The organism is Pseudomonas sp. SIMBA_067, assembly GCF_046534675.1.
GTDB classification, from domain to species: Bacteria; Pseudomonadota; Gammaproteobacteria; order Pseudomonadales; family Pseudomonadaceae; genus Aquipseudomonas; species Aquipseudomonas putida.
Genome location: NZ_JAWRYH010000025.1, coordinates 1 through 15,155, shown reverse-complemented (window position 1 = coordinate 15,155; position 15,155 = coordinate 1). Strand labels below are relative to the sequence as shown.

The window sequence follows — 15,155 nt, the reverse complement described above, 5'->3', positions numbered from 1 at the left end:
GCGATGGCCTGAGCCAAACGGGTCGGCTCATCGAGGGAAGCCAGCTGGGCCTTCCAGAAGGCTTCTGCCACGGCGGCATCCTGGCCTTGCAGCCAGGCTATGTAGTCACGGTAATGAGTGGCCTGCGCTTGTGGCACCACCCCGGCATAGCGTTGCAGCACTTCACCCAGCAAGCGCGAGGTGCTCCAGCCGTCCATGAGGATATGGTGGTTGGTGTAGATCAGCTGGTGGCTGTCATCGCCCGTGCGTACCAGTACCAGGCGCAGCAATGGCGCTGCGGCCAGGTCAAAGCCGCGCTGGCGCTCGCCTTCGGCCAACGCCTGCAAGGCCTGCTCCAGCGCCGGTTGGCCGCGCCAGTCGTGCTCGCTGAATGGCAGCTCGACCGTCTTGCGTACCACCTGCACCGCCTGGTCCAGCTCGCCCTGCATGAGGAAGCCGGTACGCAGGATGTCGTGGGCATCGAAAGTGGCCTGCCAGGCCTGCTTGAAGCGCTGCACATCCAGCCCGTGCACGTCCACGCGCAGCTGGTTGATGTAGTTGCCGGCCTGTTGGTCAAACAACGTGTGGAAGAGCATGCCTTGCTGCATCGGCGCCAACGGATAGACATCGGCGATCTCGGCGGCAGGCAGCGGCAGGCTGTCCAGTTGTGCCTGGGTCAGCCCGGCCAGCGGGAAGTCCGAAGGTGTAACACCATGATGCTCCGCCTTACAACAATGAGTAATCACAGCCTTGAGTTCCTGGGCGAGTTCATCGGCCAGGTATTGAACCGTCGACTCCTCGAACACTTCCCGGCTGAAGGTCCAGCTCAGCTTCAGCTCACCAGCATAAACCTGGCCATTGATGGCCAGGAGGCTGCTCAGAGGCGTGTTTTCATCCTGGCCTTCACCACATCGCTCGGTTGCCGGAACCAGGAATGCCGCCTCATCTGCAAAGCTGCCATCGAACTGCCCGAGGTAGTTGAAAACGATATCTCCTTGAGGCAACAGCTCCAGCGCACGCTGCTGTTCCTCCCCCCCAAGGTAACGGAGTACGCCATAACCTACGCCCTTGTCTGGCACAGCCCGGAGTTGTTCCTTGACAGCCTTGATCGAGGCAGCCATTTGCGTGATGGGCTTCAACTTCACCGGGTAAATGCTGGTGAACCACCCGACCGTTCGGGTTACATCGATGTCGTCGAACAGGTCTTCGCGCCCATGCCCTTCCAGCCGGATGACCACCTCAGGTTGCCCGATCCAGCGGGCAACAACCCGGGCCAATGCAGTCAGCAGCAGGTCGTTGATCTGCGTGCGGTAAGCCGCAGGGGCTTCCTGCAACAGCTGGCGGGTATATGTCGGGTCGAGCTGGGTCGCCACCGAAGTGGCATATTTGGCCAGGTTGCGGCCCGCGGCATGATCCACTGGTAATGGGGCACTTCCGATGCCTTGCAAGCTGGCTTGCCAGTAGGCCATTTCACGTTGCAGTTCAGCACTACCCGCATACGCATGCAGGCGCTGCGACCAAGCCTTGAAGGCGCTTGTCTTGGCTGGCAGTTTCACAGGCTGCCCGGCGTTGACTGCCTGGTAAGCCTGCTGCAAGTCTTCAAGCAGTACTCGCCAGGACACGCCATCCACCACCAGATGGTGGATGGCCAACAACAGCCGTTGGCTGGCATCGGGCAACGTCACCAGCAACACGCGCAACATCGGCCCATGCTCCAGGCTCAAACTTCGCTGCGCCTCGTTGGCGAGCGCATGGAGCTGTTCGACACTTTCAAGAGCGCGTTGCCAAATGACCGCCTGCGCCTGCTGGGGAGCAAAGTGTGCCGACCAGTCGCCCTCGGTACACTCAAAGCGCAAACGCAACGCATCGTGATGGTCGAGCAAGGCTTGCAGGGCAGTGGTGAGGGTGGACATATCCAGAGGCGCGCCCGGACGCAAAAGCACCGACTGGTTCCAGTGGTGCCGCGCAGGTATCTCTACCGCAAAGAATCGCCGTTGTACCGGCGTCAAGGGCATGCTTCCGGTTACCGGCCCCTGGTCTATAACCAGGCCCGTCGAACGCCGGGCTACCGCTGCCAGCGCCTGCACGGTTTGATGCTCGAACAACTCCTTGGGTGTGAATTGCACGCCCGCCAGGCGGGCACGGCTGACGACCTGAAGCGAGATGATCGAATCCCCGCCCAGCTCGAAGAAGTTGTCTGTCAGCCCCACCTTTTCGAGCTTCAAGACATCCGCCCAGATGGCAGCGAGCTGTTTCTCCAGCTGCGATTGCGGCGCCACGTAATCTGCCTGCAGAAGGCTGGCGTCGGGCTGCGGCAGCGCCTTGCGGTCCAACTTGCCATTTGGAGAAAGCGGCAGTTGCTGCAAAAACATCAGGTGCGTTGGAACCATGTAGTCAGGCAGGCTCGCTTTGAGGATGCTACGAAGCGCATCGCGCAGCTCTGCCAACTGCCCGTCATCGATCTCAGGCCCGGCCGAGGGGGCAGGCACTACATAGCCAACCAGTTGATGGCCCTGCGGGCCAGGTTGCGCCACCACCACGGCGTGGAGAACGCTTGCATGCTCCTGCAAGCATGCCTCGATTTCACCGAGTTCGATCCGGAAACCTCGGATCTTCACCTGATGGTCGATCCGGCCCACATACTCCACTGCACCGTCGACGCGATAGCGGGCCAAGTCACCCGTACGATAAAGCCGGTCACCGCTGTGCTGTGCGAACGGATCGGGAACAAAACGTTCGGCGCTGAGCAGCGCCTTGCGATGGTAGCCCCGCGCCAGCGCCTTGCCACCAATATAGAGCTCACCGCAGACACCAACAGGTACAGGCTGCAACCCTGCGTCAAGAATCAGAATGCGTGTATCAGGAAGCGCATTACCGATCTCGACATCGCCATTTCTTGCACTCAAAGCCTGGCTGTGAGTCGCGTTGATGGTTGCCTCCACCGGCCCATAGCGGTTGTAGATCTGCACATGCGGCAGGCACTCAAGGGCCTTGTTCAGCAAGTCACTGGACAACGCCTCCCCGCCTGAAAACAGGCGTTTGAGGCTGTGGCACTGGGCCAGCCCCTCGGCCTCCAGGAAGTTTCTGAGCATGGAAGGAATAAAGTGCAGGGTGGTCACGCCATGGGTACGAATCAGCTCGATCAACAACGCCGGATCACGTTGATCACCCTGACGGGACAACAGCAACCTGGCACCACAGGTCAGCGGCCACAACAGCTCCCACACCGATACATCAAAGCTGAACGAGGTCTTTTGCAGCACCACGTCGTCTTCCCCAAGCGCATAGGCCGCTTGCATCCATAACAAGCGGGAGCAAAGTGCCTGCTGATCAATACCAGCACCTTTCGGCCTACCCGTGGACCCTGATGTATAGATCATGTAGGCAAGGTTGCCGGGTTCGGTCACGTTTGGCAGATTGCCAGGGGCCTCAGCCATGCGAAGCGCGCCATGGTCGACCAACACGCATTCAACCTGATCGGGCACCGGCAGTTTCGCCTGGCAGGCGTGGTTGGTCAGCAGCAAATGCACGCCGCTGTCTTCAAGCATGTAGGTCAGGCGCTCACGCGGGTATTCCGGGTCCATAGGCACATAAGCGCCCCCGGCCTTCAGAATCGCCAGCAAGCCCACGACCAGGTCCAGGCCTCGCTCCATGGCGATGCCCACCAGCACATCAGGGCCAACGCCCAGCGCACGTAGCTCATGGGCCAACTGATTGGCCCGGTCGTTCAACCCCTGATAAGTGAGCGATTCATCGGCAAAGCGCACAGCTTGTGCCTGTGGAGTCCGTGCCACCTGCGCCTCGATCAAGGCACTGACGCTGAGCCCGTCCGTGGCGGTTGGCTGGCAACGGTTCCATTGCTCGACTACCAGGCGCTGCTGCTGTTCATCAAGCAGCGGCAACTCACTCACCGGCCTGTTCGCATCCTCGACCAACGCCTGAAGTACATTACGCAGATGCCCGGCAACACCTTGAATGGCAATTTCATTCCACAACGCACGATCATAGGTGTAGCGGATGGAAAGTACGTTGCCCAGCCCTACTGCCACGCTCAACGGGTAGTTGGTTTGCTCGACATTGTCTACCTCGCCAAAACGAAGGCCGCTGGGCGCCCCCTGTTGCAGGGCTTCGGAAACGGGATAGTTCTCGAACACCAGGATGTTGTCGAACAGCGCTTCCCCCCCAGCGCCGGCCCAGCGCTGGATCTCATAAAGCGGTGTGTGCTCCAGTTCGCGCATGGCCAGGTTGTTTGCTTGAACCTGGTTGATCCATTGCCCGACCGTCTGTTCGCTGCGCGGCGAGCCAACAACTGGCAACGTGTTGATGAACAGCCCAATCTGCTCTTCGACGCCTGGCAGGTCAGCCGGGCGCCCGGCCACCGTGGCACCGAAACAAACGGTGTCCTGGCCGGTATAGCGTTGTAGCAAGAGCATCCAGGCCGATTGCACCAAGGTGTTCACGGTGACTCGATTGGTGCGGGCGAACGCTTCGATTCGAGCGGTCTGCTCCCGGTCAAAAATGTCATGCAGCGCAGCGTGGCCTGATGGTCGACCGTCTACGGGCAAACGCACAGCCTGAGCCAGGCGTGTAGGTTGTTGCAGGTTGGCCAACTGGCCTTTCCAGAAGGTCTCGGCAGCATTGCCATCCTGGCGTTGCAACCAGCCGATGTAATCGCGGTAATGCGTGGTACTGCTAGCCCGCCAATTGCCGGTGTAACGCTGGAGCACTTCGCCCAGCAGGCGCGAAGTACTCCAGCCATCCATCAGAATATGATGGTGGGTATAGATGAAGTGGTACTGATCGGCGCCGGTACGCACCAGCACCAGCCGCAACAACGGTGCTGCATCCAAGGGGAAGCCTCGCTGCCGCTCTCCCTCGGCCAATGCCTGTAGCGCGTGCTCGCGCGCAGGCTGCCCGCGCCAGTCATGCTCTTCGAAAGGTAGCGCAACGCTACGGCACACCACCTGTACTGCCTGGTCAAGATCGCCTTCCCAGATAAAGCCAGTGCGCAGAATACCGTGCGCCTGCAAGGCGGCCTGCCAGGCTTGCTTGAACGGCTCGACCTGCAGGCCTTCCACATCTACGCGCAGCTGGTTGATGTAGTTACCAGCATTTTGCTCATAAAGCGTGTGGAACAACATGCCCTGCTGCATCGGCGACAGGGGGTAGATATCAGCCACCTGGGCGGCATCGATCGGCAAGCTGTCCAGCTGCGCCTGGTTGAGTGCAGCCAGCGGGAAATCGGACGGCGTCATGCCATGATGCCTTGCATCACAGCAGTAGCTGATCAGTTGCTTGAGTTCCTCGACATATTCTTGCGCCAGACGCTGTATGGTCGACTCGTCAAACAGTTCGCGGCTGAACGTCCAGCCCATTTTCAGTTCGCCAGCGTAAACTTGACCATTGAGTGCCAACAGGCTACCCAAGGCGGCGTCTTCGCTTTGATTCGCCCCACCATACTCCCTGGCAGGTCGGAACAAGGTATTTTCATCTGCGAAACTGCCATCGAATTGACCCAGGTAGTTGAAGACGATTTCGCCCTTTGGCAACTGCGCAAGGATGTCCTGGCTTTCATCGCTTCCCATGTAACGCAGCAGACCATAGCCAATGCCCTTGTCAGGCACCGCGCGCAACTGCTCCTTGATGGTCTTGATCGTGCTGTCGAGTTGCGGCTGCAAGTCCAGTTTCACCGGGTAGATACTAGTAAACCACCCCACGGTCCGCGTCAGGTCAATCTGATCGAAAACATCTTCCCTGCCATGGCCCTCAAGCCGCACCAGCACCTGAGAACGCCCGGTCCAGCGAGAAATGACACGGGCGAGGGCCGTCAGCAGCAAATCATTGATCTGGGTGCGGTAGGCAGCCGGGGCCTCATGCAAGAGTTTGTGAGTCCACTGCGCATCCAGGTGGGAGCTGGCATAAGCAGCATCCCGTTGGAGATTGCCGCCCTGCGGATTGTCAACAGGCAAGGCATCGTCTGCATCACACAGGTGATCCTGCCAATAGGCCAATTCTTGCGCCAGATCATCACTCTTGCCGTAGCGTTGCACCTGCTCGGCCCACGCTTTGAAGGAGCTGGTCTTGGCCGGCAAGGCTACCGGCTGGCCTGCTGCAAGAAACTGGTATGCCCCTTGCAGATCCTCCAGCAACACGCGCCATGACACACCATCCACCACCAGATGATGGACAACCAGCAACAGTCGCTGGGCGCCGTCGGCAAGCGTTACGAGCACTGCCCTCAACAACGGGCCGCAAAGGGTAAAGCTGGCCTGAGCTTCATCAGCCAGGCGCGAAAGCGCCTCAATATCGTCGACTGAACGATCCCACAGAACATCATGGGCATCCACGTCCAAGAAGGTGCCTTGCCATTGCCCTGCTACCTGATCGAAACCCAGGCGCAGGGCATCATGGTGCTGTAACACGCAGCCCAACGCTGCACTCAGCCGCTGGGCATCAATCTGTTCACTGGGTGCCAACAGTACAGACTGATTGAAGTGATGTGGTCGGGTAATCGCCTGATCGAAGAACCAGTGCTGCACCGGCGTCAGGGGCATGGAGCCCGTGACAACGCCCTGATCGATAGCCAGGTTGTCAGCAAGCCGGGCAACCGATGCCAAGCCCTGCACTGTCTGGTACTGGAACAGCTGCTTGGGCGTGAACTGGACGCCAGCCTGCCGCGCCCGGCTGACCACCTGCAAGGAAATGATCGAATCGCCGCCCAGCTCGAAGAAGTTATCGGTAATACCCACTTTTTCAAGCTTCAGCACGCTGGCCCATACCGCTGCAATTTCACGTTCCAGCTCCGAACGGGGCGCTACATGGCTGGCCTGGAAATGGCTGACATCGGGCTGCGGTAGCGCCTTGCGATCCAGTTTGCCGTTAGGGGTCAATGGCAGTTTGGCAAGGAACAGCAACTGTGCCGGTACCATGTACTCCGGCAGGTTTTGCTTGAGCCGGGAACGCAATGCATCACGCAGCGACGATTGTTGCGCGGGCGTGCCCGTCAGCGCTTCATCAACCGGCACGACATAACCCACTAGTTGCTTGCCAGACGGGCCATCCTGCGCCAGCAGGACCGCTTCGCGTACAGTCTCATGGGCCTGTAGCCGCGCCTCGATCTCACCCAGCTCGATACGGAAACCGCGGATTTTCACCTGATGATCGATACGGCCGACATATTCAATCAAGCCACCCGCCTGATAACGGGCCAGGTCGCCGGTACGGTACATGCGGCCGCCACCCTGCTCGTCGAACGGGTCTGGAATGAAACGTTCGGCAGTCAGCCCCGGACGCCCCAGATAGCCACGCGCCAAGCCTGCCCCGGCCATGTAAAGTTCACCGTTCACGCCCACCGGCACTGGCGCAACAGCATCACTCAGCAGATAGACCGAACTGTTGGCGATGGGTCGGCCAATATTGGCTTTGCCATGGGCTGCACGAAGCGTGAAGGTTGAATACGTAGTGTCTTCCGAAGGGCCGTAAAGGTCATACACCTGCTGAACATGCCCGGTGGCGTACAGGTCGTCGACCAACGACTGCTTCAAGGCTTCCCCGGCCAGGTTGATAGTGCGCACGGTAGCCGGCAAGCCTCCGGTCTCGTGCAGCATCTTGATCGCTGACGGCACGGTATTGATCAGTTGCACACGCTCTTTGGCTGCCAGATGAGGCAACTCCAGGGCGTTGGCCGCCAGAACCACATAGCCGCCAGCCGACAACGTGACAAACAGCTCCCATACCGACAGGTCGAAGCAGATCGACGTGGAAGCAAGCACACCGCACAGATCCTGCTGGCTGTAAACACCATGTGCCCAGCCGATCAGCGCAGTAACGTTGCGGTGCTCGATCAGCACGCCCTTGGGCTTACCCGTGGAACCTGAGGTGTAGATGCTGTACGCCAGGTTGCCCGGCTGTGTGATGCAAACCGGGTCAGTGGTGGGGTAGGACGCCAAGGACAACTGGTCAAGCAACAACGTCCTGGCATGAAACTCCTCGGGCATGCGCGCAAGCAGGTGCGATTGGGACAACAGCAATATCGACTGGCTGTCCTCGAGCATGTATTCAATGCGGTCCTGCGGATATTCCGGGTCAAGCGGCACGTAGGCGCCGCCGGCCTTGAGAATGGCCAACAGGCCAACGACCATGTCCGGGGTACGCTCCATGGCGATACCTACCAGCACATCCGGACCTACGCCTTGCTGCCGGAGCCTGTGCGCCAGCTGGTTGGCACGCTCGTTAAGCTGTGCATAGCTCAGCTCCTGCTCAGCGAAAAGCAATGCCGGTGCGTCAGGCGTTGCCTTTGCCTGGGTCTCGAACAACTGGTGCATGCATTGATCGGCGTGATAATCCGCCTGCGTGCTGTTCCAGTCACGAAGGACGCGTTGCAGTTCCTGGCCGTCAAGCATCGACAGGCCCGCCACAGGCTGGTTCGGTTGCGTCACGATACTGGCAAGGAGGTTCACCCAGTGTGCGGCCATGCGTTCGATGGTAGGTGCATCGAACAGGTCGGTTGCGTAGGTCAATGCTGCGCTGATGCCAGACTCATGATCAAAGGTGTCCAGTGCCAGATCAAACTTGGCGATATGGCTGCCCCAGGCCAGTTCCTCCATCACCAGCCCGGGAAGGGTGCGAGCGGTGTCTTGGCGGGTTTGCGACTGGTGGTTGTACATCACCTGGAACAACGGGCTCAGGCTTAGGCTCCGCTCAGGCTGCAACGCCTCGACCAGTTGCTCGAACGGCAGGTCCTGATGCGCTTGGGCACCGAGGGCACGCTGCCTGACCTGCTCCAGCAGTTCGGCAAAGGTGATGTTCAACCCAAACTCGGCACGCAATACTTGGGTATTGACGAAGAAGCCTGCCAAACGCTCCGTCTCCACACGGTTGCGGTTGGCGATGGGTACACCCACGCGTATATCCGACTGCCCCGAATAGCGATGCAGCAACGTCTGGAAGCTGGCCAGCAGCAACATGAAGGGTGTAACACCTTGCTGCTGCGCCAACCGTTTGAGCGAGGAGGTAAGCTCGGCAGGCAGTGGGATTTCCAGCCGCGCGCCTTGCTGGCTATGGAGGGCCGGACGAGGACGGTCTGTCGGCAGCTCCAGCACAGGCTGTTCGTCGCCCAGTTGAGCTTGCCAGTACTCCAGTTGCCGGTCCTTTTCACCGGCCTCCATCCACGCTCGTTGCCAGATGGCGTAGTCGGCGTACTGAATGGGCAGCGGGGGCAGCTGGATGTCATGCCCTTGGCTGGCCCCCTCGTAAAGCCGAAGCAGGTCTTCGACCATCACCGGCATCGACCAGCCGTCTGCAACGATATGGTGCAACGTGAGCACCAGTACGTGCTCTTGGGGAGCGAGTTTCAACAGCTTGGCACGCAACAGCGGCCCATGCTGCAGATCGAAGTGTTGCCGGGCCTCAGCTTCCAGGCAAGCTTGCAAGATGCCCGGCTCCTGGGACGCCACAGATTCCACGGCAAGTTCGAACTTCAAGCTTGCGTGAACAACCTGTACCGCTTGCTCATCTTCCAGGCTGAACGTGGTACGCAGGATTTCATGGCGGCCGATCAGGACCTCGAAGCTGCGCTGCAAAGCGGCGATGTCCAGCTCGCCGCTGAACCTCAGGGCCGCTGGGATGTTGTAGGCCGAACTTTGCGGCTCCAATTGCCAGAGAAACCATTGCCGCTGCTGAGCATAGGAAAGCGGCAACCATTCTGCGTTCTGACGTGTCTGCGGAATTGGGAGCTGAGCCAGGCTCATGCCTTTTGATGCAAGTTTCTCCAGAAACAGCTTGCGCTGCGCCGAAGGCAGCCCGATAAAGCGCTGTACCAGTTCCATGTTTCGGTTATCTGTTTGCATCTCAAACTGCCTCAAGCTCGCTCATGAAGTCCTGGAGGTCATCCAGGTCAGCATCGGTATTGGTATTCAGGCCACTGATCATGGCTGCGTAGGTCTGCAGATCTGCGGCCTGGAACAACAGGCCGAGCGGCAGATTGACGCCCAGCTCCATCTGCAGGCGCGCCATCACCTGGGTGGCCAGCAACGAGTGCCCACCCAGTTCAAAGAAGTTGTCGTTCAGGCCAACCCTTTCCAGCTTCAGCACATCGGCCCAGATCGCCGCGATCTGCTGCTCGAGCGCGCTCTGTGGGGCCACGTATTCGCCCTGCAGCAGGCCGGCATCCGGCTGTGGCAGCGCCTTGCGGTCCAGCTTGCCGTTGCCGGTCAGCGGCAGCTCGGCCAGGAACAGCACGTAGGCCGGCACCATGTAGTCCGGCAGGCTGGCCTTGAGCCCTTCACGCAGCGTTTCGCGCAAGGCCACTTGCGCTTCAGGGTTGCCGACCACCGCACTGTCGGCGGGCACCACGTAGGCCACCAGTTGCTTGCCGCTCGGGCCATCCTGAGCCAGCACCACGCACTGCCGCACGTCGTCTTGCTCATGCAAGCGCGCCTCGATCTCGCCCAGCTCGATACGGAAGCCACGAATCTTCACCTGGTGGTCGATACGCCCCAGGTACTCGATCACACCATCACCCGCGTAACGGGCCAGGTCTCCCGAGCGATAAAGCCGCCCGCCCTGCCCGTCGAACGGGTTCGGCACGAAACGCTCGGCGGTCAGCGCCGGGCGGCCATGGTAGCCGCGAGCCAGGCCGTCCTGGCCAATCATCAGCTCACCGTGGCTGCCCGGTACGATCGGGTTCAGCGCGCCGTCCAGCAGGTACCAGCTGAGGTCGGGAATCACCTCGCCAATCGGGCTGCTGCCGACCTTCTTCAGGTCATCCAGGCCAATCGGTCGATAGGTCACATGCACCGTGGTCTCGGTGATGCCATACATGTTGATCAACCGTGGCAGGCCATCGCCGAACACCTCGAACCACGGCTTGAGGCTGCTCACATCCAGCGCCTCACCCCCAAACACCACATAGCGCAGGGCCAGTTTCCGGCCAGCCTGCGCGGCTTCGCAGGCAACCGGGATCAGTTGCTGGAACGCCGAAGGGGTCTGGTTCAATACCGTGACTTGCTCGTCTACCAGCAAGGCATGGAAGTCCTGCGAGGAGCGCGCCACATCCTTCGGCACGATGATCGCCTTGCCGCCATACAGCAGGGCGCCATACAACTCCCATACCGAGAAGTCGAAGGCGTAGGAATGGAACACCGTCCACACGTCGCTGGCATCGAAGCCGAACCAGCCTTGTGTGGCCGCGAACAGGCGCACCACGTTATGGTGCGCCAGCAACGCGCCCTTGGGCTTGCCGGTGGAGCCGGAGGTGTAGATCACGTAGGCCAGGTTCTGCGGCGACACCGACACATCCGGGTTGGCGTCGCTGTAGCCGGCCAGGGCCTGCTCGTCCAGCGCCAGGCACTGGATACCCGCTGGCGCAGGCAAGGCAGCGCGCAAATGGGTTTGGGTCAGCAACAGGGCAATGCCGCTGTCTTCGAACAGATAGGCCAGGCGATCCTGCGGGGATTCAGGGTCCAACGGCACGTAAGCACCGCCTGCCTTGAGGATGCCCAGCAGGCCGACCACCATCTCCAGGCTACGCTCCACGGCCAGCCCCACCAGCACGTCCGGGCCCACGCCCGACTCACGCAGGCGATGCGCCAGGCGGTTGGCCCGGCGGTTCAGTTCGCCGTAGCTGAGTGTCTGGCCGCCACAGCTCAGGGCGATGGCATCCGGAGAGCGCTGGACCTGCGCTTCGATCAGCTGGTGCAGTGTGCGCTCGCCGGGGAAGCTTGTATGGGTGCGATTCCAGTCATGAATGACCTGCATTCGCTCATGCTCAGCCATCATCGGCAAGTCGACCACTCGCTGCCCGGGATCACGCACGATTCCCTGCAACAGGTTCAACCAATGCCGGGCCATGCCCTCGATGGTTGTGGCATCGAACAGATCCGTCGCATAAGTCAATGCCGCGCCAATACCCTGCTCGTGCTCGAACGTATCCAGGGTCAGATCGAACTTGGCCGTATGACTGTCCCAGGCCAGCTCTTCCATCTCCAGCCCATGCAAGCTGTAGCGCTCGCCCTTTGCCTTGGCCTGGTGGTTGTACATCACCTGGAACAGCGGGCTGTGGCCCAGGTTGCGCTCGACTTGCAAGGCTTCGACCAGCTGCTCGAACGGCAGGTCCTGATGGGCCTGGGCATCCAGTGCGCACTGCTTTACCTGCTGCAACAACTGGCTGAAGGTCATCGTCAGATCGAATTCGGCGCGCAACACCTGGGTGTTGACGAAAAAGCCGATCAGGCGCTCGGTCTCGACCCGGTTGCGGTTGGCGACCGGCACGCCTACACGGATGTCGGGCTGCCCGCTGTAGCGGTGCAGCAGTGCCTGGAAGCTGGCCAGCAACAACATGAACGGTGTCACGCCCTGCTGCTGGGCCAGTTGTTTAAGCGCCGCAGCCAAGCCGTTATCCAGCGCAACCGTGACACGCGCTCCCTGATAGCTGCTGACGGCAGGGCGCGGGCGGTCAACAGGCAGTTCCAGCACAGGCTGCTCATCACCCAACTGGGCAGTCCAGTAAGCCAGTTGCTTCTCTTGTTCGCCGGCCTCCATCCAGTTGCGCTGCCAGGTGGCGTAATCGGCGTACTGCACCGGCAGTGCCGGCAGTTCCAGCGCCTGGCCCTGGCTGTGGCCGTGGTAGAGCTGCACCAGCTCGTTGACCATCACCGGCATCGACCAGCCGTCGGAGACAATGTGGTGCAGGGTCAACACCAGCACATGCTCGTCCGCCGCCAGACGCAGCAGGTGCACACGCAGCAGCGGGCCCTGCTGCAGGTCGAAAGGCAAGTGCGCTTCGGCCTCGACACGCTGACGCAGATGGTTGTCGTCAGCCTGCTCCAGCACTTCAATAGCCAGTTCGAAAGGGATGCGAGGGTGGATTACCTGAACCGCCCGATCCCCCTCCAGCTGGAAAGTGGTACGCAGCGTTTCATGGCGTTCGATCAAGGTCTCGAAACTGCGCTGCAGGGCCTGGATGTCCAGATGGCCTTTGAAACGCAAGACGGACGAAAGGTTGTACGCGCTGCTGACCTCGCCCAGCTGCGACAGAATCCACAGGCGTTGCTGGGCATAGGAAAGCAACGCCGGTTCTTCAGGGGGCCTCGGGAGGATTGGCGTAACACCGTACAGGTTCACGCCTTGTTTCTTGAGCAAGGCTGCCAACGCCTTACGTTTTTGGGTGGACAACGATACGACTGTATCGAGCAGCTCTTGCACAGGGAATCTCCTAAGAAATCAGCTCATCAATTTCCTCCGTAGTTAGACGGTTGAGTGGTGGCATGGATTTAGCCGGAAATTCGTGGCAGGTATCGCGCGGCATCTGTACGCATGAGACTGGAGGCTGCTCCAGGCCTGCAGGAGTGTCCACTGTAGGAGCGGGCTTGTCCCGCGAAGGGGGCCACGCAGTGCATGGCACCGGCTTCGCCGGTGTTCGCGGGACAAGCCCGCTCCCACAGTGATGGCGCCAGCTTGCAGAGCTTATGCAAGACCATTGCTGCCACAAGGCAGAAGGCTCAGGAAATCAGTTCATCGAGTTCTTCCATGCTCAGGCTATCCAGCAGCGCCAGGGACCTGGCCAGCTGGTCCTGGGTGGTATCGACAATTGGCGCCTTGCCCTCGAGCCGGCGGCTGAAGTCGGCCAGCACCGGGAACTCGAAGAGTTCTTTCAGTTCGGCCGCTACACCCGCTTGCTCCTGGATGCGCACAATTACCGAGGTGGCTAACAAGGAGTGCCCACCCAGCTCAAAGAAGTTGTCGTTCAGCCCGACCTTTTCCAGCTTCAGCACATCCGCCCAGATCGCCGCAATCTGCTGTTCCAGCTCACTCTGCGGTGCGATGTACTCGCCTTGTAACTGGCTGGCATCCGGCTGCGGCAGGGCCTTGCGGTCCAGTTTGCCGTTCGGTGTCACTGGCAGCTTGTCGAGCAGCAACAAGTGAGCCGGCACCATGTAATCCGGCAAACCGGCCTTGAGCGCCTCACGCAGGCTGTCGCGCAGCGCGCTTTCATCTTGCGTGTTGTCGACAGGCACCACATAGCCCACCAACTGCTTGCCGCTCGGTCCGTCCTGCGCCAGCACCACCGCTTCCTGCACGCTCGGCAGTTCCAGCAGGCGCGCTTCGATCTCGCCGAGCTCAATCCGCAAACCGCGGATCTTCACCTGATGGTCGATACGACCGGCGTAGTCGATCACGCCGTCGGCGCGGTAGCGCGCCAGGTCGCCGGTGCGGTACAAGCGCCCGCCGTTATCACTGAAGGGGTCCGGCACGAAGCGTTCGGCGGTCAGCGATGGGCGCTGGTGGTAGCCGCGAGCCAGGCCGACCCCGCCCAGGTACAGCTCGCCCGCACTGCCACGCACGGCCGGTTGCAGGCTACCTTCGAGGATATGCGTCTTGAGGTTGTCGATCGGCTGGCCAATCGGCACGCTGATGCTTTCGTCCGGCTGGCAGGTCCAGTGGGTCACATCGATGGCCGCTTCGGTCGGACCGTACAGGTTGTACAGGCCCGCAGCCGGCAGCCGTTGCAGGGTTTGACGCGCCAGCTCGGCCGGCAGTGCTTCACCGCTGCACACCACGCGCTTGAGGGTGGTGCAGCTTTCGACCGCTTCGTGGGTCATGAACGCCTGCAGCATCGACGGTACGAAGTGCAGGGTGCTGATGCCATGGTGGTTGATGGTGTCGACCAGCAGTTGCGGGTCGCGGTGCGCCCCTGGCTGGGCCACCACCAAGCGCGCGCCGGTCATCAACGGCCAGAAGAATTCCCACACCGACACGTCGAAGCTGAACGGGGTTTTCTGCAGCACGCTGTCGCTGGCGTCCAGGCCGTAGGCCTTCTGCATCCACCACAGGCGGTTGACCAGGGCCTGGTGACTGTTGCCGGCACCTTTCGGGCGGCCGGTGGAGCCGGAGGTGTAGATCACGTAGGCGAGGTTCAGCGGCGCCACATCGACGGCCGGGTTGGCATCGCTGAAGCCGCTGAGGTCTTCGACATCCAGGTCCAGGCTGCGCAGGCCGGCCGGAATCGGCAGGTTGTCACGCAGATGCGACTGGGTCAGCAGCAAGGCGATACCGCTGTCTTCAAACATGTAGGCCAGGCGGTCCTGTGGGTACTCCGGGTCCAGCGGCACGTAGGCGCCGCCTGCCTTCACAATCCCCAGCAAGCCAATGACCATCTCCAGGCTGCGCTCCATGGC

At 60.9% G+C, this 15,155-nt stretch carries 3 protein-coding genes; all 3 read right to left on the bottom strand.

The features are described from left to right. Positions 1–9,806: amino acid adenylation domain-containing protein (locus SB765_RS27720; protein WP_410932254.1), on the bottom strand; the 9,806-nt coding region annotated here is incomplete at its 3' end. Between the two features lie 22 nt (positions 9,807–9,828). After that, positions 9,829–13,182: an amino acid adenylation domain-containing protein gene (locus tag SB765_RS27715; RefSeq protein WP_341796514.1), complete on the bottom strand. Its 3,354-nt coding sequence runs from the start codon at positions 13,180–13,182 to the stop codon at positions 9,829–9,831. Positions 13,183–13,478: 296 nt separating this feature from the next. Further along, on the bottom strand, positions 13,479–15,155 hold a 1,677-nt coding region (locus SB765_RS27710; protein ID WP_410932253.1), incomplete at its 5' end, for an amino acid adenylation domain-containing protein.